This window comes from Gelidibacter mesophilus DSM 14095, from assembly GCF_000423005.1.
Lineage (GTDB): Bacteria > Bacteroidota > Bacteroidia > Flavobacteriales > Flavobacteriaceae > Gelidibacter > Gelidibacter mesophilus.
Map to the genome: position 1 here is coordinate 213,040 of NZ_AUHD01000004.1, position 25,415 is coordinate 238,454.

Sequence of the window (25,415 nt, forward strand, 5' to 3'; positions counted from 1 at the left end):
GTGTTAAAAAAATATTCCCTGTAAAAACTCTACAGGGAATACAGCTAATTTAAAATTTCTTTATTCATAAATGGGGACGGGCTTATAATTCTTCAAATCTTACGTTGTCCATGGCGAAATTCAACGGCGTTACCACCCCATCATCATCGAAGGCCATTCCAAATTCCTGATTTACCGCACTAAAATCTGGTTGACCTATTACAGATAAAGGAATGGTTATAGTTATCCAACCTCCTTCAGTATCTAAAGGGTTACCTGTATCATTCCATGGTGCCCATTTATATACGGCATCAACCGCAGCGCTATGGAATCTTATATTAAATGTGCCATTGGAGATTGGTTGATCTAAAGTATTGATGTCAAATTTCAACACATAGCCATTAATGTTTGTCCCCACAATACTAGCACCATTAAAAGTGGCATCATTTCTCCATAACAGGTCATTCCAACCGCCACCACTGGTGTTTAAATTTGCCCTTCCGTAGTTAGATCCATCCAAACTGATGGCGGCTAAATCTTCTGCGGCTACAGCGCCCCAATAAATGCCGTAGGTATCCCAATCAAAGAACACTAAATCAGCATCTGCAACGGGTTCTGGGCCCCCGCATCCCGGAGTGTCAAACCTTACATTGTCTATGGCAAAGTTTAAAAGCACATCTGCGCCCTCAAATGCCATCCCAAATTCTTGGTTGACCAGACTAAAATCTGGAACTCCCAATACAGATAGAGGAATTTCAATGGTTTCCCAACCGTCTGTGGTAAAAGGCTCGCCAGTTTCATTCCAAGGCTCCCAATCGTAAAATGCATCTACGGCATCACTATGGAATCTTATTCTGAATGCTCCTGCTGTTAAGGGTTCAATAACATTGATATCAAATTTTAAGGAATACCCACTTACATTTGATCCTACAATGGATGCACCATTAAAAGTCGCGTCATTTCTCCAAAACAGATCTTGCCAACCCGTACTTCCGGTCTGAAAGTTGGCTCTACCATAAGAACTTCCGTCAATACTAAGGGAGGCTTGGTTTTCAGGAGTTACATTGCCCCAATAACTGCCCTTGGCATCCCAATCAAAGAACACCAAAGCTGGATCATTAACAGGGCAAAGGCCACCGTCACCCGTATCAATTCCTAAGGCGCTTACTAATGCGTCAGGTATTAACACTCTATTGATTTCATGCAACATCCCATTAGTAGCACCAATATTTGGCGTCACCACCCCAGACGGGATAGCCTCTTCAAATGAAGGTTTTAGACGGGGAATATCACCAGTTAAATCTACCGTAATAGCATCGCCATATATTGTGGCAATCGTACCGCCATCTGTGAAATCGCTGGCCATTAAAGTACCGTCGTATAGGTGGTATTTCAATAAATCACCTAAAGTTATCAGCTCATCAGGGGTGTCAAAATCCTCTAAACTTTCAAAATTATTAATTGTTGCAAACAGGGCCACAAAGGCATCATCATTTGGTGCAAAAACAGTAAGTTTATCCGTTGATAGCATAGAAGTTAATCCTGCTTTTTCCACCGCAGCCAAGAAGGTGGTAAACCCTCTATCAGTAGCTCGCTCTACCACATTAAGTGTCGCACTTAAAAGCGATTGGAACACCACTTCAGGCAATAGCACCTTATCAATACCATGCACAATTCCATTAACCGCCTGTACATCAGTCAACACAATGCCAGCATTGGTGTAAGAATTATCATCAATAACGGTCCCCTCTATAGAAAACGTGCCTCCTTGCAGGGTGGTTTGGGTGGTGCCGTTTGTATCAGCAGCTAAGGTATTACTCCCTGCAACCACATGGTACATTACGACCTGTTGTAAAACTTCGGTGGGAATATCACTTAGGGAGGACCATCCAAAGGCACCGTTTAATTGGGCCATTAACATTTCAAACGCCGCATTATTAGGCGCAAAAAGGGTAAATGGATAATTGTCGTTGGTAGGATCTGATACGGATAACGCTTCTGTTAAACCCGAAATTTCAATAGCTTCAGCCAAGGTAGAATAGTCTGGATTTGCCATTACTTGATCAACAATTGTTGGAGGCATAAGCACCCCATCCACTACATGAAGCACGCCATTGGTCGCCCCTAAATCTGAAGCGCTATCTACCAATGATGCCATGCCGTTAAAGGCATACGCCTCAGCATTGGTATAGAAGCTCAGATTATTTCCATCGGGCCCCGTGGCCATTGTGGTTTTGTACCCTGTAATCATAGTAGAGGCAAAATCCGCAGTGGTCGTGCTCATTACATGGTTCAGCACCATGTTGTTGAGTTCCTCATTGTTTAAGCCAGAAAGATCCACGGCACTAAAGGACGCATCATTAGGTGCGAAAACGGTATAGGTAGTGGTGGTTCTCAAGGTTGAATCTAAATTGGTCTGTAAAAGGACATTTTCCAGTGTTGTCAAATCGGACCTTTCAGAAATTATTTCAGCAATATTGTGCGGATTATTTCCCAAAGAAGGAAAATCATCGTCATCATCTTTACAGGCCGTTGAAAATAGAAACAAGGCTGAAGACAAAATGAGGTATGATATTTTGTATAGTTTCATTATCGTTTATTTAAAGAATTGATTTAATTTTTAGTGGATGAATAACTTTTACAAAAACCCGAAATCATCAACATAGAATATATATTCAGAGAGTCCTGTATTGGAAGACTCTTGGAAATCCAATCTAAAAATTGCGTTAGGTTCTCCACCGTTAGGATATAAATCTGCTAATGGAATTACAAACTTTTTCCATTCGCCCGGAGATAAGGTTAGGGTTATAGGCGTTGAAGCTGCATCAAAATCATTGATCGCTAAATTAACCGAAACAATATTTCCAACGCCATAAATGGACACGGTAAGCGACTCATATTCATCAAAATCTATATTTGGAGCAAGGAACGACAGGCCGGACCAGCCTTCTCTAACACTTTTTATTGAATACTGCCCTAAAGCATTCTCTGTAGATTCAACATCAAAGGTACCGCCCCATTGACTCATAGTCCAATCCGGATTTAAGGCATCAATGTATATGGAATAACTAAAGCCATAAGAATCTGATTGCACTACAGCACCGCGAGAGGTTTGAATATAAATATAAGCCTGTTCCACACCATCTGGAACTTCAACCTTAACTTGGGTTTCTGAAATGGAAATAATACTTGCAGGACGTTCTACCAAATCTCCGGTCTCTTCCGTTCCTGACACAAAGGTCACCGAAGCGGTATCTGTAAAATCACCACCTGTTAAGGTGACTGTTTTAACTCCGTCAATGGTTTCTTCGGAAAAACCCTCAATGGTCAAAAGGGAAAAATCGTACTCTGTAAACCCTTGCAAATTTTCTAACCTGAGGGTGTTACTTTGCCCTACATACGGGGCTTCAGTGGGGATACGAACAAAAGCAATTTCATTGGTAACCAAGGCAGGATTAAACCCTGCCGGTTGCCCATTAAAATAGATGGCAATAAGAGAAGATAGGTTTTTTCCTCTAATGATATAAGTGTTATCTAGGACGCCTTGTGTTACAGGGGCATCTTCTTGTGCTTCGCTCACACTTGTGATTATTGGAGGTCCGGAAGCTTCTGCCAGGGACTCTTTTCTAAATTCGTTGTCGCATGATGTTAGTGGTAACAAAATCAGCATGAACATATAGAACCAACCGTTCTTTTTTAGTAATTGCTCAATATTTTTCATAATATTTTTATAATATTTATTATTCTGAATCAAAATCATAAGGCACTGGCTCTTCCAATAATGCAGGATTATTTTGGATTTCATTTGAAGGATAAGGGAAAAGCAAATCACTGACCGTTGGGGTGTACATTTCGGACTCAATAGTGGGCGGTGTGGTGTCATCATTATAGGTTCCTCTTTCTGTAGTACTTAAGAAATCTATAGCAAACGCAGGTCCTCTTCTCACCACATCATACCAAAATTCAAATTCAAAGGCCAGTTCAATTCTTCTTTCATGAAACACATCCTCCAAGGTAGGGTTTGGGATGTCTTCCAGGCCTGCCCTTCTTCTAACCTTATTGAAAGAGTTGACCCCATTTACGATGGGCCCGCCACCCATAAGCGCTGCTTCCGCATGGATCAATAATAATTCCCCATATCTTAAAATATACGTATTGTTAGGGTAACTCTGTTGGGCTCCGCCTCCATTTGTAGCAGCATTACCTACTACATATTTTTTGATGCCCTTATTGGTACCTTGATGATCTACGGTTTCTGATACGGTGTAGCCCCCATTTAAATCAGGATAATAAGAACCAGGGTCCATTATTGTAGCATAATACCGCAGGTCCTTTTCTTGATCTTCATACGCATTTTGCAAATCAATAGAAGGACCAATAGCAGAGTATCCGTCTGAAAAACCAGTGATACCCGCTTGTGCAAATAGGGACTGCAACCCATTACCTTCAGAATATTGTCCAGAATTTGACCATTGTAAGGCAAAAATAGATTCAGGATTATTGTTGTTTGCGGTTAAAAACAAATCGTAATAACTCCCGGTAGGATCCCCATCTTCTGCATCACCTCCATAGAGTTTAAATTCACCAGAATTAATTACTTCATCCGCCAATTGATAGGCCATGGAATAGTTTTCTTCGTACAAATAGATTTTGGACAGCATGGCTTTGGCGGACCCACTGGACACCTTGGCGTTGACCTCATAGTTGCTTCCGCGGAGGTCTTCGTAACAATTGTCTATTGCAAATTGGTAATCCCTTTTGATAAATTCATAGACGTCCTCAACAGCATTTCGAGGTACAAATGGCTGAGCAACATATTTGGTGTTATCAGCAATAATTGGTACGGATCCAAAAATTCTTACCAAATAAAAATATGCTGTAGCCCTGATAAACCGTGCTTCTCCCAAGGCATTATTAACAACGTCCTGCGGAACATCTGCACTGACTGCTGTTGGTAAGGTATTAATGACAGAGTTTGCTTGTGCAACAACGGCGTATAAGGATTCCCAAGATTGAGTTAGGGTCCCATGTTGCCCGGTGACGGCAAAGTTATCGAAATCGCCATTTCTAGGGTCCCAAGTACGGCCATTGCCTGAGCTTAACTCTCCTATACACCAGGCAACATTGGTAATAAAATTAAACCAAGGTTTAGAATATAGATGATTTGTACCAGCGTTTACCTGATCTACCGTTTGGTAAAAATCAGCAACGTTATAGGAATCTTCCGGTGGCCTATCTAAAAAATCATTACTACAAGAAGGTATCAAAAAAATAAACCCCGCCATTAATAAAAACTTAATTTTAAATAAATTTTTCATATGCTTTATTTTGTTTTTTATGTACATAATTTTTTTTAAAAGTCAATATTCATCCCTAGGGTAAACGTTCTAGGAGAAGGGTAACGACCATTGTCTACACCTAATAATAGTGCATTTTGATTATAGGCTCCAACTTCAGGATCATACCCAGAATATTTTGTAAATGTGTACAGGTTTTGAATACTTCCATATATCTTGAAGCGCGATAAACCTATTTTTTCAGAAACATCATACGGTAAGGTATAGCCAAGGGTGACGTTTTGAATTCTTAAATACGAACCATCTTCAATATACCTGTCAGAGATATTGATATTGGGGGTGTCATTTCTGGCCAGCCTTGGTTGACTCGAGTTTGGGTTTTCAATAGACCAATAATCCAATACAGAAGGAGATTGGTTAGTATAGGTTCTATTGCCTGCGGTTAAGGCTCTGTCCACTAAATTCAGGATGTCATTGCCGTAAGACCCCTGCATAAAAATAGAAAGATCAAAATTCTTGTAAGCAAAGGAGTTTTGGAAACCAAAAGTAAAATCGGGGTGTGGATTTCCTATGATCGTTCTGTCATCACTATTGACTACACCATCTCCATTAACATCCTTAAATTTAATATCGCCTAACCATGTAGATGAAAAAAGCGCATCTTCAAATGGTCTGCCAAATTGAACTGGGGCACCGTTGATGTCGTTAAGCGTCCTGAAGATTCCTTCCACCTTATAGCCGTAAAAGAGGCCTAAAGGTTGGCCAACTTGCGTCAGTGTTATGTTTTGATTGGACGTGTCAACCGTTAAGTTTCCATTGATGGTTAATTCTCCCAATAATTTATTGACTTTGTTTTTGTAATGCGTAGCGGTTAATGAAGAATTCCAGACAAACGGAGCACTTTCATTAGTTTTGAAGCCTAAGGTGACATCAATTCCTTTATTCACCATTTCACCCAAATTGACCCACGGTGCCGTTATGGCGCCAGGAGATTGGCCTCCAGTAACAAAATCAGTTACAGCAAGTTGATAAAGGAAATCTTTGGAGACCTTATTATACACTTCTACAGTGGCATTAAAACGTGATTTGAACAATCTGAAATCCACTCCTATATTGGTTTGGGTTGAGGATTCCCAAGTTAAGTCTGCATTGGCAAAGTTGGCATATTCAAATCCTGTGCCCAGCCCTGTTGAGATTGTATTAAGTCTGGCTCCATAGGCAAAATTGGATATGTTTTGATTTCCTACCTCCCCATAACCTCCATAGATTTTAAGATCTTGGATGGCGTCAAAACCATTCATGAAACTTTCATTGGAAATCCTCCAAGAGCCTGACACAGATGGGAAATACCCCCATTTATTGCCTTCGGCAAATTTGGAAGACCCATCGGCCCTTATAGACGCAGTAATATTGTAGCGATTGTCAAACGAATATATGAGCCTTCCAAAATAAGATTCCAGGGCAGTACTTCCTTTGTATTGATCCGTAAAATCATTAGCATCGCCAGTTCCTAGAATAGGCACATCATTACTTACAAAATTGCCATCTTGAGCTATGACGCCCCCCCATTTGGATTCTTGTACTTCTTGTCCCGCTAAGAGCGTTACATCATGGACATCATTGAATTTTTTATTGAAGGTCAGCAAGTTTTTTACAATCCAAAAATCGTTGTTTTCCCTTCTCAAATTTAAAACACTCTCTCCTCCAGAAAAATCACCGTAGGTATAGGTTGGGATAAACCGATCATTCAAATTGTTCCCAAAATCCCCACCAAATTCGATTCTGTAAGTTAAGGTGTTGCTCAACTTAAATTCCGCATAGAGATTGCCCAAGATTCTATTCCGGGTCAATTGGTTTTCAATGCTCAAGGCATCTGCAATTGGGTTTTGATATCTAAAATCATCACTTAATTTAGGTCCTGCAAATGATCCATCAGGATTATAAACACCAATAGCCGGATTATTGAACAAGGATAAGGAAATGATCCCGTTACTGGAGTTGTTAAGCGTTAAGTTTTCATTGGTTCTACTTCCGGTCATACTAATACCAACATTCAACCATTCCTTAAGTTTGGCATTGACATTGGCTCTTATGGTGATCCTGTCAAAAGAAGAGCCTATAACGGTACCTTCCTGATCTACAAAACCTGCCGATAAAAAGTAATTGATATTTTCTTGTCCGCCACTGAATGAAACCTGATGGCTCTGCATGAGGGCATCATCGAATATTTCCTTTTGCCAGTGCGTTCCTGCCCCCAATAAACTAGGATTTAGATATTCTACTGTTGGATTTAAACCATAAATTTCTCCAATTTCATTTTGTAACCTTGCATAGCCCGGGAGGTCTAAAACATCAATAATGTTAGTAGGCCTTTGGATGGAAAAAAAGGTGTTATAGGATAATTTTCCGACTCCAGATTTTCCTTTTTTAGTGGTTATAATAACAACGCCGTTAGAACCTCTTGACCCATAGATTGCAGTAGCAGAGGCATCTTTTAATATATTGATGGATTCAATATCACTCGGGTTTAAAGAAGCCAACGGACTTACCCCATTGGATCCGGCGTCTTCCCCCAAACCATTATCAGCTATAGATCGGCCGCTGGTACCAATATTGCTAGAATCTCCAGAAACCGGTACCCCGTCAATAATATATAAAGGCTCACTAGATCCCGTAAGGGTATTGACCCCCCTAATCCTCACAGAGACCGCACTACCGGGTTGTCCTGAATTTTGGGTCACACTTACGCCTGCCGCCCTACCCTGTAGCAATTGATCAATCCCAACTTGTGGAATATTCTCTAAAGCTTCCGTATTGACCGTAGATACGGAACCACTCAAGTCCTCCTTCAATTGCGACCCATAGCCAATAACGATAACCTCGTTCAAGCTTTGCAGATCTTCAACAAGTGTTACATTTATTACACCGCCGGCCACTTTTATTTCTTGGTTTATAAAGCCCACATAACTAAAAATCAAGGTGGCATTGTTTCCCGCAGTCATGGTGTACCTCCCATCAAAATCCGTGACCACGCCATTGGTGGTACCTTTTTCAATAACATTAACGCCGGCAAGACTTACGCCATTCTCATCAGTTACCACTCCTTTAACCTCTGTTTGTGCCAAAGCCAGTTGGCCCACTAAACAAAATAGGACAAATGTGAACCGTAATTTTATAGTGCCACAAAGGTTTTTTGAAATTAATTTTTGCATGTTTTTTGGTGTTAGTCTATTTAATTGTGAATTGTGAGTTTTATCTCCTTATTATTTACTGTTTTGATAAATAAAGGTTATTTCTTTTGAATAATTCAAAATTAGTGGAAATGTTAAGTTAGTGTTAATATTATTTTGTCATTTCCTAATAAGATAATTTCTTAATAACGAAAGATTTAAAAATAACAAGGAAAAAACTGAGAAAACCCAAAATGTATAGCGGTTGGGAGCGCCTTAATAAAAGAAGGTAAAAGGTAAGGTACGACAAACTTATGCGCGGTAAAAGTGTGGGGAAGAACACAGTTTAAGACATCATAAAATTCGTTTTATACCAGAGAATTCATTTTTATATTGACTAGGTGTACATTTTTTTAAATTCTTAAATACCCTATTAAAATTGGCAATATTATTAAAGCCGCAATTAAAGGCTATTTCAGAAATACTGTTGTCTTTTTCTATGAGGCGGATGGCTGCAAAACCTATTCTCACGTCATTAACATATTCTACAAAGGTTTTGCCTGTTCTCTTTTTCATAAACCTATTAAAGGACACATGGCTCATGTTCACTAAGTCAGAAACCTCGGCAAGGGTTATTTTTTTATGGTAATTTTCCTGTACAAACTCATATACGGTTTTAATTTTATCGCTATTTTCAAAACTTTCCCTATTGGCGGTGTAGGTTGATAACAACCTTTGGTTCCTGGAATTTGCAAGGTCATGAAGGATGGAAATTATTTCTAGAAAATAGTCCATACTATCTAAACGTGACACTTGTGATATTCTGCCATAAATTTCTTTAGTTGTTTTGTTTGAGAACAAGATGCCATGTATTGACCTATCAAACATATCTTTAATAGGCTTCATGATTTTTCTGGAGAGGAATTCCGTGTTAAAGAGTTGTTCGTGGAACTGTATGGTTATTTCGTGGATCTTTTTACTCTTGCAATTATGCATAACCCATCCATGATGAAGATTTGGCCCGACCAATACCAATTCAATGTCCTCAATTTCCTCCATACTATCCCCCACAATACGCTTTACCCCTTTGGCGTTCTTTATAAAATTCAGTTCGTATTCTGGATGAAAATGGATAGGAAAATCAAAATCATCCTTTACTCTATCAAAAACCAAAAAACTATCCTCAGGAGATAGCGGCGTGATTTCTCTATGTACTTTTTTTAAGATTTCCATATAACTTGTAATAATACTTGATTATTATGATAAAATAATATCATCAAGGTGAAAGTGGTATCATTATTTTTGAACATTCTAAATTTAGAACGGCATAAAATTAGATAATTTACATTTGAATTGCCATAAAAACAGTAATAGTTTAACAAATGCGAACATTTATTCCAAACACCTCAACCCAATTGTTTTTGAGAAGACTGTCTGTGCTACTGATGGTCTCATTTTTAACTTCCTGTAAATCGACCTTGAATACACTCTATAAAACCCCAAGACTAGTGGATAAAAAAGCATCACCCAGTGCCCAGGTCCTGCATAAAAGATTGTTTGACATTTCAAAAAAGGGGTTTGCGGTAGGCCATCAAGATGACACCTCTTACGGGGTAGGTTGGCGACATTCAGAAGATTTGGGCGAAACCTATTCAGATGTCTATGACGTGATTGGCGATTACCCGGCAGTTTACGGTTTTGACATTGGACACTTAGAGCTTGGAAATGAAAACAATTTGGATAATGTTCCTTTTGACACGATGAGACAATTAATCATAGATGCGCATAAAAATGGCGGGATCATCACCTTAAGCTGGCATTTGGACAATCCTACCTCTGGTGGCACTTCTTGGGATCAGACACCTGCTGTAAAAGACATCTTAGACGGTGGCATACATCAGGAAAAGTATGAGCTTTGGGTGGCACGCGTAGCAGATTTTCTCAAAACATTGAATTATAATACCCAACCCATTCCTTTACTATTTAGACCCTTTCATGAAATGAACGGTTCCTGGTTTTGGTGGGGAGAGGGCAATTGCAGTGCTTCAGATTATAAAAAATTATGGAGAAATACGGTTAGACTTCTGCGTGATAAGCATCAACTGCACAACCTTTTATATGTGTATTCGCCCAATAAACTCAATCGGGAAGATAAGTATTTGAAATATTTTCCCGGCAATAGATATGTGGATATTTTAGGAATTGATATTTATGATTTCAAAAACTCTCGAGATTACATCACTTCAGTAGTGAATGACTTGGGTGTTGTAAAAGACATAGCCAATAGAAAGAAGAAGCTTTACGCTTTCACTGAAACTGGCATTGAGAAAATACCAACCCCAAATTGGTTTACCAGGGTGTTGTATCCGTACATAGAAGATTCAGGAATTGCCTGGATTTTGTTTTGGAGGAATGATAGACCAGAGCATCATTATATGCCTTACAAAACCCACGAAAGCGAGAATGATTTTAAGGAGTTTGAGACCTTCGCAAAAACATTATTTTTAAAAGACATTAACAATCTCAACCAACCAAACCACTAGATGTTACAAAGTTTAGACATCCTTATTATCGTGGCCTATTTACTGACCACCATAGTCATAGGGCTCATATTGAGAAAAAAGGCCCAACGCAGTAAAGATGATTACCTGTTAGGCGGCAAATCGTTGCCATGGTATATGCTGGGACTCTCCAATGCTTCTGGAATGTTTGATATTTCCGGAACGATTTGGTTAGTCACCTTAATGTTTGCCTATGGGGTAAAGAGTGCCTGGATTCCGTGGCTATGGCCCGTGTTCAATCAAGTATTCTTGATGGTGTATCTCTCCAAATGGCTCCGTAGGTCTAATGCCACTACGGGTGCGGAGTGGATCCAAACCCGATTTGGATTTGGAAAAGGTGGCCGGTTATCACATAATATAGTGGTTATTTTTGCCCTATTAAGCTGTTTGGGCTTTTTGGCCTATGGGTTTATAGGGTTGGGGAAATTTGTGGAAATCTTTATCCCATGGGAAACCGTAAGCAATTATATCCCTTTCAATGTGGCGCCAGAATATGTGCCCCACTTTTACGGCATTATGGTTACGCTTTTTGCGGTGTTCTATTCCCTACTCGGTGGAATGTCTGGTATTGTATGGGCAGATGTGCTACAATTTGCAATCATGACGGTTTCAGCATTGGTGATTGCCTATATTGGTTATCAAGCCATCGGAAACAATCTGTTAATTGTGCCGGAGGGCTGGATGAGCCCGTTCTTTGGATGGGAGCTCGATATGGATTGGAGCGAAATCATTCCTCAGGTCAACGAAAAAATAAAATCAGACGGATACAGTTTATTTACGGTCTTTTTTATGATGATGATCTTTAAGGGCGTTTTGGTAAGTGTGGCCGGACCTGCACCTAATTATGACATGCAAAAAATCCTTTCAACAAAATCTCCTCAGGAGGCGTCTAAAATGAGCGGGTTTGTTTCTGTGGTCTTAATGCCCATCCGCTATTTAATGATTGCGGGCTTTGCTGCACTGGCCATTATATTCTATGATAGATTGGATTTGATCACTGCTACTGGCGATGTGGATTTTGAGCTGATCCTACCAGCAGCAATTAAAGAATTTTTACCCGTAGGCCTCCTGGGCCTCTTGCTGGCAGGGCTTCTCGCCGCGTTTATGTCAACTTTTGCTGGCACTCTTAACGCCGCCCAGGCCTATCTGATCAATGATATATATTTAAAATATAAGAAAACCGACGCCACCTCTTCCCAGATCAAACTGATGAATTATGGTTCTGGAATTGCAGTCGTTATCGTCAGTATTATCTTAGGCTTTTTTGTGGAAGACGTTAATTCCGTGTTGCAATGGTTGGTATCGGCATTGTTTGGTAGCTATGTGGTGGCCAATGTTTTGAAATGGCATTGGTGGCGTTTTAATGGTGAAGGATTTTTCTGGGGCATGGTGGCCGGAATGATTCCAGCACTTATACTCCCGCTCATCTTTACACAAACTTTAGATCTCTATTACTTTCCGATACTTTTGCTAACCTCGGCTATAGGTTGTATTGTAGGCACCTATTCTGCGCCTCCAACAGAAATAGAAGTGTTAAAATCCTTTTACACCAATGTGAGACCATGGGGATTTTGGAAACCAATCCACGATCAAATCATTGTAGACCATCCTAAGGTCAAAAAGAACACCAAGTTTGGTCGGGATATGTTTAATGTGGTTATAGGCATTATCGCCCAAACGGCATTAGTAATATTACCTATGTATTTGATTTTTAGACAGAACACACCAGTATATATATTAATTGTGGTACTTATCATTTGTATTTATCTCTTAAAACGATTTTGGTGGAATACTTTAAACGAAAAACTTGATTAGCATGCACGAACAATTGAAAATAAAACATCAAAAGCTTGAAAAGGTCATGATGGTACACAATGATCTTCTTCACAAGAAAAATAGCCCTTGCCCCACCTACAATGGCATCTATGAACGCTATAAAAACCCTATCGTCACGGCAGACCATGTACCATTGACCTGGCGTTTTGATTTTGATGAAGTGTCAAATCCTTATCAAATGGAACGGATAGGATTTAATGCCACCTTTAACGCAGGTGCCATTAAATGGAACAATAATTACGTTTTATGTGTGCGTGTGGAAGGCAATGATAGGAAATCATTTTTCGCCATAGCAGAAAGTCCCAATGGCGTTGATAATTTTGTGTTTTGGGAAAAGCCCTGTATTATTCCACAACTTAAAGACAACCCTGATACCAACACCTATGATATGCGTCTGACCCAGCATCAGGATGGTTGGGTCTACGGCATATTCTGTACAGAACGGAAAGACCCAAAAGCGCCATCTGGAGATACCAGCGCTGCTATTGCCAATGCAGGAATTGTAAGAACAAAAGATTTGTTGAACTGGGAACGCCTCCCAGATTTGGTCTCCAATTCCGGCCAGCAAAGAAATGTGGTCATGCATCCTGAATTTGTCAACGGTAAATATGCCGTTTATACCAGGCCTCAGGACGGGTTCATTCAAGTTGGCGCAGGCGGCGGAATTGGCCTGGGCTACGTAACCGACATGATCAATCCGATAGTAGAAAATGAAACAATCATAAACAATAAAGTATACCATACCATTTTCGAGTTGAAAAACGGTTTGGGACCAGCGCCAATTAAAACGGATAAAGGCTGGTTGCATTTAGCCCATGGCGTGCGCAATACAGCGGCAGGATTGCGCTACACCTTATACATGTTTATGACCGGTTTAAATGACATCTCTAAAGTCATCCACCAACCAGCAGGCCATTTTATGGGCCCTGTTGCCGAAGAACGTGTGGGCGATGTTTCCAACGTACTCTTTTCCAACGGATGGATTGCAGATGCTGACGGCAAAGTCTATATATATTATGCTTCCTCTGACACCAGAATGCATGTAGCCACCTCAACAGTGGACAAACTTGTAGATTATGTTATGAATTCCCCAAAAGACAAGTACACCTCCGCAGGTTCGGTTCAGAACATCATCACTCTTATTGACAAAAACAAAAAAACAGTGTAATGGAGGAAGACTACAACAACCTTAGGCAAGCATTACATACGGAATTACACGCCATCCTTAACTATTGGCAGAATAATACCGTGGATGGACTGCACGGGGGGTTTGTTGGAAAAAGAGATTTTTATAATAATTTAATTCCGAAGGCATCTAAGGGAATAATACTTAATACCAGAATTCTTTGGGCTTTTTCTGCGGCTTCCAATTATTTAAAAAGCGATACCTATACATCCATCTGTAAAAGGTCTTATGACTATTTACAAACCAAGTTTCGGGACAAGGTCAACAAAGGTGTTTTTTGGGAACTCGATTATGTAGGCCAACCCGTCAATAGTCGAAAACAAGCCTATGCACAAGCATTTGCAATTTATGCCTTGTCTGAATATTACACATTTTCTAAAAATGAGGATGCCAAACACTGGGCCATTGAACTTTTCGAATGTTTGGAACTGCATGCTAGAGACAAAAAACATTTGGGTTATCTGGAAGCCTTCAATGAAGACTGGACCGAGATTAAAGACATGAGACTGAGTGATAAAGACATGAATGCCGCAAAAACAATGAACACCCACCTTCATGTTTTGGAAGCCTATACCTCATTGCTCAAGATATATGATCATCATCCGCTTAAAGACGCTTTGAAGCTGCTAATTGAACTATTCCATCAAAAATTTTTGAATTGCGAACATCATTACGACTTATTTTTTGATGAAAATTGGACCTTGTTAAGTGATTCCGTGTCCTATGGGCATGACATAGAAGCCGCTTGGTTGGTTATGGATGCGGCCGAACTGGTGGGGGATGAAAAATTACTAACGCATGCCAAGAACATAGCACTTAAAGTAGCGGACACTTTTATTGCGGAAGCGGTAGACTCTGATGGTGGTGTGTTTAATGAAAAAAACAGAACAACTGCGCATATAGATACAGATAAACATTGGTGGCCACAAGTGGAAGCGCTTGTAGGGCTGGATTATGCCTATGCGCTCACACAAGACCCAAAGTATGCCAAATGTGCATTACAGATCTGGGATTTTACTAAAAACAATCTCATAGACCATGACCATGGTGAATGGCATTTTAGAGTGGATAAAGAAGGCAACAACTATAGTCAAGAAGATAAGGTGAGTATGTGGAAAGCTCCTTATCATACCACAAGAGCTTGCATAAAATTAAACACAAACATATGAAAAAATTAAAGATTGTTTTTGCCTTAGTATGCATGGCCTTATTTATTTATAGTTGTTCCAAAGATGACAAAGTAACCCCAGATCCCAATGCTACCCTCAAAATAACTACAGAAAGCAATACTGTCTCTGAACTATCTACCACAGGTTCCTTCACCCTGACCTTGAGTGCTGCATTAAGCACAACAACAACGGTAAGCTATACGGTAAGCGGCACTGCCAAAAACGGCACGGACTATCAAAACATAGCCAGTACTGCTGTAATACCCGCAAATAGCACCGTGGCAACCATTGAGGTCACTATTTTGGAAGATACAGTCGCTGAAGACATTGAAACCATTACCCTCACTTTAAACAGTACCAATAATGGCAACGTCACTATTGTTTCACCAAAGTCCGCCACCATAAGCATCACAGACGGTACCACGGCGTATGTATTACTTCCGGAAGACACCCCAAATTATATGGTGAATCCTAATTCTACTCCAGAAACTATTGCGTTATTCTATAACTTAAAAATCTTGTCTAAAACTAAATTTATTGTGGGACAGCAAGATGCATTTAACAGCTTTTACAATAACAACGCAGGCGACTCAGACATGAAGAAGGCCACGGGAAGCGATCCAGGCTTGTTAGGATCTGATTTTATGTTTATCACAGATGACAATAATGATGGAAGCGCTTCTAACTGGTTCTATCAACAAGAACAAACTATTAAGGCAAATGTGGTTGAAGCCTATGACAAGGGCATGGTAAACGTGTTCTGTTGGCACTTGAGGGAACCTTTTGAGGGCACGGAATTCTATACCAGTGCCATGACTGATTTTCAAAAGAACAATGCGTTTATAAGCATCTTACCCGGCGGTGAAAACCATGACTATTATAAACAAAAATTACAAAAGGTAGCTGAAGTTGCCAATAGCATGATGGGAAGTGATGGTCAATTGATCCCTTTTGTATTTAGACCATTCCATGAATTTGATGGCGATTGGTTCTGGTGGGGTGCCGCATATTGCACCCCACAGCAATACAAAACCTTATGGCAGTTTACAGTAAATTATTTAAAAGATGAACTCCATGTGAGAAACATTCTGTATGCATACTCACCAGATAAAAATTTCACGACCCCAACCGATTACTTAAGTAGATATCCAGGAGACAATTATGTAGATATACTTGGAATGGATAACTATGGCGATTTTGATAATATGGGTCAAATGGCTTTGGAGAACGCCAATCAAAAGCTGCAAGTCATATCAAATCTGGCTATAGAAAAGGTAAAAATCAGTGCGTTGACGGAATCTTGTTTTTTCGTCACCCCGGGCCAAACCAACCCTATCCCGAATTTTTATACCAGTAACCTTTACAATGCCTTATCAAATAATAATATTGAAATAAGCTTTATGATGTTCTGGAACAACAGCCAGGACACCTATTGCACCCCCGTACCAGGTGTTTCCGGTACAGCGGATTTTATCGAATTTGCCAATAAACCGCGAACTGTCCTACAGACTGATTTACCAAACATGTATCAATTGCCATGAAGATAAAAACACACTCTATTAAAGTCTATCTTGTTGTTGTATGTACAGCTTTATTGATCTCTTGTAAAGCAACCAAAACAGTTATGGAACAATCTGCTAAAGATTCCACATTCATTACGGTCCGTGATTCAAAATTTTATAAGCAAGGAAAGCCCTATTATTTCGTGGGCGCCAATTATTGGTATGGCCCGATAATAGCATCTGAAAAAACAGGAGATCGTGAGCGTCTCCTAAAAGAGCTGGACCTCATGAAAGACGTGGGCATTGACAATCTCCGGATCTTGGTGGGAGCAGAAGGCCATGGCGGTGATTCCAGAGTCTACCCTACTTTACAGCCTGAACAGGGTGTTTATAATGAAGATTTGTTGGACGGGCTGGATTTCCTATTGGCAGAAATGGAAAAACGGGAAATGTATGCCGTTTTGTATCTCAATAACAATTGGATTTGGTCTGGGGGCATGTCTGAATATTTGACGTGGAATGGCTACGGAGAAGTTCCAAACCCTTTTTTAGAGCAGTATTCATGGGATGATTATATGAACTATACCAAACAATTCCACAGCTGCAACCCCTGTATGCAGGCCTTTAGGCAGCATGTAAAATTCATCATCGGACGAACGAATGCCTATACCAACAAAAAATACACCGAAGACCCTACCATCATGTCTTGGCAGGTGGCCAATGAGCCACGCGTGCTAATGACCCCAGATCATGAAAAACCCTTTTCAAAATGGCTCAATGAAACCGTAGATCTTATTGAATCCTTAGATGGCAATCACCTCATTTCAACGGGTGCAGAAGGAAAAGCCAGTTATCTTCAGGATATAAACATGTATGGACGTTTGCATTCCAATCCAAATATTGATTATTTAACGATGCATATGTGGCCTAAAAACTGGGGTTGGTATGACATCAATAATGAAGCGGTTAGCACACAAGAATCCATAACGCAAGCCAATCTATATATGAATGAACATATCTTGGTGGCCCAAAGCCTTAAAAAACCAATTGTGATGTCAGAATTTGGGTTCCCTCGTGAAAAGGAGAGCCTTTTTCCTGAGTCTTCCATTGAAAATAGAAACACCTTTTACAAGGCTATATTTGAAAGGATTATAAAGAGCCAACAAAAGAAAACGCCTTTTGCCGGTTTAAATTTTTGGGGGTTCGCAGGCTTTGCCAAAACACATCCTGAAAACGGCAAGTGGTTCCATGGCGATGATTTTAGTGCAGATCCTCCACAAGAACCTCAAGGATTAAATTCTGTATTTGCCTCAGACCTTTCCACCTTATTACTTATAAAAGACACCAATAGTAAATTAATTTTATTTGAGTAGCCAAAAATCCCAGAATTAATTATCTATTCTGGGATTTTTATTTTGGGATTCCCCATTAAAACTGCCCTGTAGTTTTTGATGCTTTCATCTTAATCACTATTGGTTACAAAAGCAATTTGTTTGCTATTGTCATTCCAACTCGGGACATTTATCGTTCCCTGTCCGCCATAAATATAAGCGATTATTTTAGGCTCACCGCCTTGGGCAGGCATGATACGCAGGGTGCAGTGTTGATAAAAAGAATGTTCACCAAAACCTATGGTTGGCGGAAATGAAATAAAAACCACCCATTTACCATCAGGTGAAATGTGTGGAAACCAGTCTTTATAATGGGTATCAAAAGTCAGTTGCTCTGGACTGCCCCCATCTGATTTCATTCGCCATAACTGCATGTTGCCAGTCCGGTTGGAATTAAAATAAATATGTTTGCCATCCGGGGAGAATTCTGAACCATCATCCAAATCTTTAGTATCCGTTAATTGAAATTCCTCTCGCGTTTCAATATTTATTCCGTAAATATCGTATTTACCTTTTCGATAGGCCGTGTAAATCATGGTTTTATTATCCGGAGAAATGCCATGTAAATAGGAAACGCCCACACCATTTTTAGTGATCTTCTTTGGGAATTGATCGCCTTCAGGATTCATTATATAAATGGACGAGTCGCCCTGATCCTCTTGATTGTGATGACTTATGCCCAATAATTTCCCATCAAAGGAAAAAACATGGTCATTATTATTGTTTTGGGCAAAACCAGAAGCAATTTGACGGATCTGCTTATTTTCGAAGCTGTATTTATATAAAAATCCGTTAGAGTTGTAGACAAGTTCTTTACCCTGCTTTATCCAATTAGGGGCTTGTAAAGAATGAACTGAGGAAAACACTAATTTTCGATGCCCGTTTTCGATATCCATAATTTCCATCCGGCTCCCCAAATAATCCACATAGGGCGTAAACTTTTCGGCTGCAGGTTTTATGATCCTCACATTACTAAAAACAATGGTTTCTTTTAAATCAAGAGCTGCATTACATGCATATAACCCAACAAAAACCTCATTATGAAGTTGAACATCCTCAATTTCAATGCTTGTAAAAGGCCTGCCCAATGTTGCAGTGGACAGGCAATAAACGCCCTCTTTTCGTTCCAACTGAATCACATTGGGGGCAAGATCGGTTGAGGTTATTTGCTCAAAAGACGAATCGTCTTCACCTCCATAACTCAAGGTAGTTGATCCATCGCCTTGGATGCAGGCATTGACATGAGGCGAATAGGCGCTTAAACTATGTCTTACACTCCACCCAAACTCAAGGTTTGGACTAGGTCCGTTATTTTCAACCCTGACATGGCTCTTAAAATAAAGTTGCCTTTAATTGCTTTATATAAATAGTGGAATTGATCAGAAGTGGCCAGCAATTCGGCCTGCATTCCTGAAAAGGTATAAAACTGTGCTTCTTGATCATAGGAGGCAAATCCGTAGCTTTCAGGATTCCCAATCGTTATTTGATGCTCAAAGACCCCTAAGTCATTACTATAGACCATGATGAAAGATGTTAAATTCTAGGGAATTCATTTTAATTCAAAATCTGACTCCAACCTCGTGATAGAACTGCCCCCGACAAACACTTTAAAATCCCCAGGTTCTACGATGAATTTTCCGTCATTATTGTAATAACCGAGACTCTCATTGTTAAGCTTGAAGCGGATGCTTTTGGTTTCTCCGGCTTTAAGTTCCACCAATTCAAAGCCTTTAAGCTCTTTAACCGGCCTTGTAATACTTCCTACCAAATCCCTGATGTATAATTGCACAACTTCCTTTCCATCAACGGGGCTCGTGTTTTGGACCTGAACCGAAACAACAATATCTGCTCCGGTTTCAAACGAAGTTCCATCCATTTTCAAATCCGAATACTCAAATGTGGAATAACTCAACCCGTGCCCGAAGGGATACAAAGGTGTCTTTTCCACATCTATAAAGTGAGACCAAAATACATTGCCGTCCTTATCATCTGGTCTGCCCGTGTTTTTAAAATTGTAATAAATAGGTACTTGTCCAACATTCCTTGGGAAGGTCATTGGAAGTTTTCCACTCGGATTGTAATCGCCATATAACACTTGCGCTACCGCATTTCCGGTTTCAGTTCCCAATTGCCAAGCTTCCACAATGGCTGGAATATGGGCATCTGCCCATGAAATAGCTAGTGGACGCCCATTGTTCAAGACTAAGACAACATTGGGATTTACCTTAAAAACCGCTTCCAATAATTCCTGCTGCACCCCTGGCAATTGCAAATTGGTTCGGCTGCGTCCTTCACCTGTTTGGAAACCCTGTTCACCTAAAACCATAACGACAACATCGGCATTTTTTGCAACAGAAATAGCCTCTTCAAATCCGCTTTTGTCGGCGTCATTCACGACAACTTCCTGAATAAATTGTGCTTGGCCAACAAACACATCAGCCCCTTTGGCATACGTGAGTGAATTGCCGGAATAGTTTTGCATGCCTTCTAAAACGGAAACCGCTGTATCATCATCGGAGGCGATTCTCCAACTCCCTAACGGGCTCGATTTATCAGATGCCAAGGCACCAATCAAAGCAATTTTTTGGCCCTCCTTTTTAAGTGGTAATAGATTAGTGTCATTTTTTAATAGCACAATCGATTTTTTGGCCATATCCAATACCGCTTCATGATGTTTTGCATTTCCTATGGTTTCCTTTTCCCGAGCCTCATCACAATATTTGTAAGGATCATCAAACAATCCCAATTCATACTTCACTCTTAAAATTCGTCTGACGGCATCATCCAAAAGGGATTCCTCTACCACCCCATCTTTTACCAATTGCGCCAATGCCTCAATATAAACATTGCCTTCCATGTCCATATCTGATCCTGCTGTGACCGCTTTTTGTGCCGCCTCGCGTTTATCTCTGGCATGCCCCCAATTGATCATTTCATTTATGGACGCCCAATCAGAAACCACAAAACCGTCAAAACCCCATTCGCCTTTCAAAATATCCCTTTGCAAATAAGAACTTCCTGTTACGGGCACGCCATTCAATTCATTGAACGAATTCATGACGGTGCGAACACCGGCATTGACGGCGGCCTTAAAGGGTGGCAACACCACATTATGGAGTGTGGAAGCACCAATATCAACCGTATTATATTCTTTTCCTGATTCTGAAAAGCCATAGGCTGCAAAGTGTTTAGCGCACGCCGCAACGGTATGCACAGCAGATAGATCATCTCCTTGAAAACCATGTACACGGGCTTCAGCTATTCTACTGCCCAAAAAAGCATCTTCACCTGCGCCTTCCATGACGCGCCCCCAACGCGGATCACGCGAAATATCCATCATGGGTCCAAATGTCCAGTTAATCCCGGAGGCCGACGCTTCGGCAGCGGCAACACTAGCCGAATTTTTAATCGCTTCCAAGTCCCAACTTGCGGCTTCTGCCAACGGAATTGGGCTTAAAGTTTTATACCCATGGATGACATCAAAACCGATGATAAGCGGAATACCCAATCGCGTTTCTTCAACAGCAATTTTTTGGACGGCTCTCACTTGTTTTACACCTCTAACAGACAGCATGGAACCCACCCAACCTTTGCGTAAATGTTCATATTTTTTTTCAGCACTTCCACCTTCGGGAGCGGGTCCCGTGACATCCCAAAATCCATTATATTGATTCATTTGGCCTACCTTTTCCTCTACCGTCATTAACTGTAGCAGCGAATCGATTTTAAATTCTATCTCTGGATTGGTGTTTTTCATCATTTCTTGTTTTTGAGCACGAGCAACGGTCATTGTCATTGCCAACAGTATAAGGGATAACAGACCGTATTTTAAAGAGTTCATATGCGTGGGTTTTTATTATTCTGTCGTAAAGCTTGATGCGGGTAAATTGGCACAATTAAACACATTGGATTGTAAGGCATTTCCCCAGGCAAAGCGCACATATTTTGGGGTTTTCACCTTTTTTGAAGATATATGGATTTGTTCATCTTTTAATTTAGCTCTTGCTGGATAAAAAACACGGTCAGCCCCAGCAATTTCAAATAATGACACCTCTGTTTTTAAATAAAGCCCTTCTGAATCTGTAAAATGAAGTATGGCATTTTTACCTTCAAAATCTATAGTGCCAATTTCTGGACTTTCCACCACACCTTCAATGGATTTATAATGCTGTTTTAGAGCCAAATTGGCTAACCTTATGCCTACAGATTTTTTGTCCTTGGGATGAATATCGTCAACCGTAGAGATGTCAGAAATCACAACCAACCCTGTATTCTCCAAAATATGGCACACTTTACGTTGGGCATTTCTGATGTCAACACCTCCAAAATGTTTAAACCCATCATCATACGGGGCAATTTGCACAATATAAAAAGGGAACTCATCTTGCCAAAGCCTTCTCCACGACGTGATCAAAGCAGTAAGTGTTTGGTCATAGACTAACGAACCCACATTGGATTCGCCTTGATGCCAAAGTGCACCAGACATCGAAAAGCCAGACAAAGGATGGATCATGGCGTTATAAGCCTGGCCAGGCTTGGTTGGGCCCCATTTTGAAGGGGACAGCTTTTTTGCAGCACTCTCTAATACGGCATTATTTTGGATGGTATTTTCAGGCACCCATATTTCGGCCGGCGTTCCTCCCCAAGCAGAAACCAGTAATCCAACAGGAATACCTTTAGAGACTTCCTGTAACCGTTTGGCGAAAAAATAGGCTACGGCACTGGAGTTTTTCATTATTTCTGGAGTGCAAACCTCCCAAATGGCTGGTACATTTAATTGGGGAGACGTTGCAGTAAGTTTTGGAACGTTAAAAAATCGAATGTGGGGTTGCGTGGCCTTCTCAACCTCGTCCATGTTTTTTATGCCCCAACTGGCGGACATTTCCATATTGGATTGGCCAGAACAAAGCCATACTTCGCCAATTAAAACATCGTTTATAGTGATTAAATTGTTCCCTTCAATTGTAATGGAATAGGGCCCGCCATAGGTTGGGGTTTTTATCTTGAGTTCCCATTGTGCCAAATTACTGGCTGTTGTTTCATATACCCCCTCACTCCATGAAGGTTGAATCTTAATGGTTTCATTGGGATTTGCCCAACCCCAAAATTTAACCTCTCCATTTTGCTGCAACACCATATGGTCTGAAAAAACAGAAGGAAGCGTCACATTTGCAAAGGAACAATTAGCTATTATAAAAAACAAAAATAACAGAAGTCTAGCCATAATTTAGGTTTTTAAAATCGTTTCAATGGCTTCTAATTCAGACGTTGAAAAGTTTTTATTTTTTAAGGCGTCCAGATTTTCCAACAACTGTTTTTCACTACTTACACCTACCAAAACAGAAGTAATTCGGTCATCTTTTAATAACCAGGCCACAGCCATTTGGGCTAAACTCTGGTTGCGTTCTTTTGCAATAGCATTTAATTTATTAGCCTTTGCTATTGCAGCGTCCGTGACCTGATTTTCTTGTAAAAACCCTGTGCTTTTTGCTGCTCTAGAATCTTCGGGAATGCCTTGGAGATATTTATCGGTTAAAATGCCTTGTTCTAATGGAGAAAAGGGGATGCAACCAATCCCTTCATCTCCCAAAACGTCCAACAACCCATTTTCTACCCACCGGTCCATCATATTATAACGGGGTTGGTGAATTAAGCAGGGTGTGCCTAAGTCTTTTAATATTTTTGAAGCCTTTAAGGTGTCTTCTGCACTATAAGACGAGATCCCAACATACAAAGCCTTCCCCTGCTTTACAATTTGGTCCAAGGTTCCCATACTTTCTTCAAGCGGTGTATCTGGGTCAGGACGGTGATGGTAAAAAATATCAACATAGTCCAAACCCATGCGTTTCAAACTTTGGTCCAAACTGGCCATCAAGTATTTTCTTGAACCTAAATCGCCATAAGGCCCAGGCCACATGCCCCAACCTGCTTTGCTGGAAATTATCAATTCATCTCTGTGGGACGCAAAACTCTGCTTCAGGATTTTACCGAAATTTTCCTCAGCAGAACCCGGGGGAGGTCCGTAATTATTTGCCAAATCAAAGTGCGTGATCCCGTTATTAAAGGCGGTATGTAAAATGTCTTTGACTGTTTCAAACGTGTCGACATGGCCAAAGTTATGCCACAAACCCAATGAGATCTCTGGTAATTTTAAGCCGCTTCTGCCACATCTTCGGTAAGGCATGGTATCATATCTGTGTTCTGATGGTAGATAGTCTTTCATGGTTATTCTTTGTTCAATAAAGTATTAAAAGTGGGCAGTAATTGTTCTGCCATCATGTTGTTTTCTTCGGTGCTTGGATGGTAATTACAACCATTAACATATAAATGGTCAAATTCAAATAGTGTAATCTCCTTGTTTTTATCGGTTTTAAAATACGTTTGCACCTTTTTTAAACAGACTACCAAGGTCTCATTCTTATCCCCTTGAATCATCGGGCTATTCAGTAAAATAATTTTGGTGTCAGGGGAATGCGCATAAATGGTTTCTATAAAACGAATGTAATGCTCTGTATATTCTTCTGGATTAAAAGGTAAACGCGGTTTAAGACCATCGCCTTCAGACAGGTCATTAGTGCCTAAACAAATAGTGGTAATATCAGGATGAAATGAATAATCATAAGGCTTTGACATGTCCGTATTCAAATACAAATTGCCATACACTTGGGGCATAACGGGCTCTTCCAAATGTTCATCATTCCAGTTTCGGTACATTCCAATTCCGGACACTGAACTCAACATAAAGTCGGCGTTTAACAACGTAGCTATCCTTGCACCATAAGACAAATAAGCATTGTGGTGGTCTTGGTATTCGCCTTCATTGCAGGGCATATCGCTAGTGTCTGATAAAGCTGCACAAGTGATGGAATCACCAATAAATTCTACTTTTAAGGATTTTTCCCCTAGCGGGAGCAAAGCTTCGGCATCTATGCCATGAAATATAATCCTATCATTAAAGGCTTCCGTTGCCTTATAAATTCCGATGGTGTTTTGGTTGGAAGCCGGTAGTTTTAAACCTATTTTTTGAATGGAATCCCCTTCAATTTTATAACGTTTTCTATAGGTGCCATTCACCGTAATGACATAATAATTCCTCGCACTGGATGCTGTTTGGAGGTATATATTTAGGGAGTCTCCTTGGACATTAAATTGAACATAGGCCCCTGAACTAATTAAGGCTTTTGTGGAATCTGTTAAGAATTCATACCTGCCAGAGTACTTCAGCAATTCATGGGACGCATTAAAATTATGCAGGGATTGTTTGGTCTCTCTGGAAGTCAATAACATGAGCAAAATAGATAATATACTAAATTTTAACATTGGA

At 40.3% G+C, this 25,415-nt stretch carries 17 protein-coding genes; 6 read left to right on the plus strand and 11 right to left on the minus strand.

Translation table 11 applies throughout. The features are described 5' to 3' along the window. Positions 1-82: 82 nt before the first annotated feature. The 5 genes from G525_RS0104355 to G525_RS0104375 form a co-directional block, all read right to left on the minus strand. Positions 83-2,569, minus strand: a complete 2,487-nt coding sequence (locus tag G525_RS0104355; RefSeq protein WP_027125067.1) for a glycan-binding surface protein — start codon at positions 2,567-2,569, stop codon at positions 83-85. Positions 2,570-2,617: 48 nt separating this feature from the next. Next, positions 2,618-3,700, minus strand: a complete 1,083-nt coding sequence (locus G525_RS0104360) for a hypothetical protein (protein WP_157491881.1) — start codon at positions 3,698-3,700, stop codon at positions 2,618-2,620. A 19-nt stretch (positions 3,701-3,719) separates the two neighbouring features. Beyond that, entirely contained in the window at positions 3,720-5,297 is a 1,578-nt protein-coding gene (locus tag G525_RS0104365; RefSeq protein ID WP_027125069.1) for a RagB/SusD family nutrient uptake outer membrane protein, read from the minus strand. Between the two features lie 35 nt (positions 5,298-5,332). Next, positions 5,333-8,488 carry a SusC/RagA family TonB-linked outer membrane protein gene (locus G525_RS0104370; RefSeq protein WP_027125070.1) on the minus strand — a complete coding sequence of 1,052 codons (3,156 nt, stop codon included), beginning with the start codon at positions 8,486-8,488 and terminating at the stop codon, positions 5,333-5,335. Positions 8,489-8,800: 312 nt separating this feature from the next. Further along, positions 8,801-9,679 (minus strand): AraC family transcriptional regulator, encoded by an 879-nt coding sequence (locus tag G525_RS0104375; protein ID WP_027125071.1) that lies wholly within the window; start codon positions 9,677-9,679, stop codon positions 8,801-8,803. A gap of 149 nt (positions 9,680-9,828) precedes the next feature. Between G525_RS0104375 and G525_RS0104380 the strand changes: the two genes are divergently transcribed. Genes G525_RS0104380 through G525_RS0104405 form a run of 6 tightly spaced genes read left to right on the plus strand, consistent with a single transcriptional unit; the run spans position 9,829 to position 18,073 of the window. Beyond that, the gene (locus G525_RS0104380) at positions 9,829-10,989 is read left to right on the plus strand and encodes a glycoside hydrolase family 26 protein (protein ID WP_051209787.1); all 1,161 of its coding nucleotides are present in this window, start codon (positions 9,829-9,831) and stop codon (positions 10,987-10,989) included. After that, positions 10,990-12,822, plus strand: a complete 1,833-nt coding sequence (locus G525_RS0104385; RefSeq protein WP_027125073.1) for a sodium:solute symporter family protein — start codon at positions 10,990-10,992, stop codon at positions 12,820-12,822. 1 nt (position 12,823) lies between these two features. After that, the gene (locus tag G525_RS0104390; RefSeq protein WP_035478988.1) at positions 12,824-14,011 is read left to right on the plus strand and encodes a glycoside hydrolase family 130 protein; all 1,188 of its coding nucleotides are present in this window, start codon (positions 12,824-12,826) and stop codon (positions 14,009-14,011) included. Then, a complete protein-coding gene (locus G525_RS0104395; protein WP_027125075.1) occupies positions 14,011-15,198 on the plus strand; it encodes an AGE family epimerase/isomerase in 1,188 nt (395 codons plus the stop codon). The genes G525_RS0104390 and G525_RS0104395 overlap by 1 nt, the downstream gene beginning before the upstream one ends. Next, positions 15,195-16,739 (plus strand): glycosyl hydrolase, encoded by a 1,545-nt coding sequence (locus tag G525_RS20225; protein ID WP_051209790.1) that lies wholly within the window; start codon positions 15,195-15,197, stop codon positions 16,737-16,739. Before G525_RS0104395 ends, G525_RS20225 begins: the two co-directional genes overlap by 4 nt. Then, the gene (locus G525_RS0104405) at positions 16,736-18,073 is read left to right on the plus strand and encodes a glycoside hydrolase 5 family protein (RefSeq protein WP_035478991.1); all 1,338 of its coding nucleotides are present in this window, start codon (positions 16,736-16,738) and stop codon (positions 18,071-18,073) included. Before G525_RS20225 ends, G525_RS0104405 begins: the two co-directional genes overlap by 4 nt. Positions 18,074-18,162: 89 nt before the next feature. Here G525_RS0104405 and G525_RS20230 read toward each other — a convergent pair whose 3' ends face one another. The 6 genes from G525_RS20230 to G525_RS20235 form a co-directional block, all read right to left on the minus strand. After that, positions 18,163-19,296 (minus strand): TolB family protein, encoded by a 1,134-nt coding sequence (locus G525_RS20230; protein ID WP_051209792.1) that lies wholly within the window; start codon positions 19,294-19,296, stop codon positions 18,163-18,165. 65 nt (positions 19,297-19,361) lie between these two features. Next, positions 19,362-19,613 carry a hypothetical protein gene (locus tag G525_RS21625; RefSeq protein ID WP_051209794.1) on the minus strand — a complete coding sequence of 84 codons (252 nt, stop codon included), beginning with the start codon at positions 19,611-19,613 and terminating at the stop codon, positions 19,362-19,364. Positions 19,614-19,640: 27 nt separating this feature from the next. After that, positions 19,641-21,887: a beta-glucosidase BglX gene (bglX, locus tag G525_RS0104415; protein WP_245577732.1), complete on the minus strand. Its 2,247-nt coding sequence runs from the start codon at positions 21,885-21,887 to the stop codon at positions 19,641-19,643. A gap of 60 nt (positions 21,888-21,947) precedes the next feature. Continuing rightward, positions 21,948-23,315 carry a sialate O-acetylesterase gene (locus G525_RS0104420; protein WP_027125078.1) on the minus strand — a complete coding sequence of 456 codons (1,368 nt, stop codon included), beginning with the start codon at positions 23,313-23,315 and terminating at the stop codon, positions 21,948-21,950. Between the two features lie 3 nt (positions 23,316-23,318). Continuing rightward, the gene (gene mgrA, locus G525_RS0104425) at positions 23,319-24,314 is read right to left on the minus strand and encodes an L-glyceraldehyde 3-phosphate reductase (protein WP_027125079.1); all 996 of its coding nucleotides are present in this window, start codon (positions 24,312-24,314) and stop codon (positions 23,319-23,321) included. Positions 24,315-24,316: 2 nt separating this feature from the next. Next, positions 24,317-25,411 carry an SGNH/GDSL hydrolase family protein gene (locus G525_RS20235; protein WP_084647703.1) on the minus strand — a complete coding sequence of 365 codons (1,095 nt, stop codon included), beginning with the start codon at positions 25,409-25,411 and terminating at the stop codon, positions 24,317-24,319. Between the last annotated feature and the right edge of the window lie 4 nt (positions 25,412-25,415).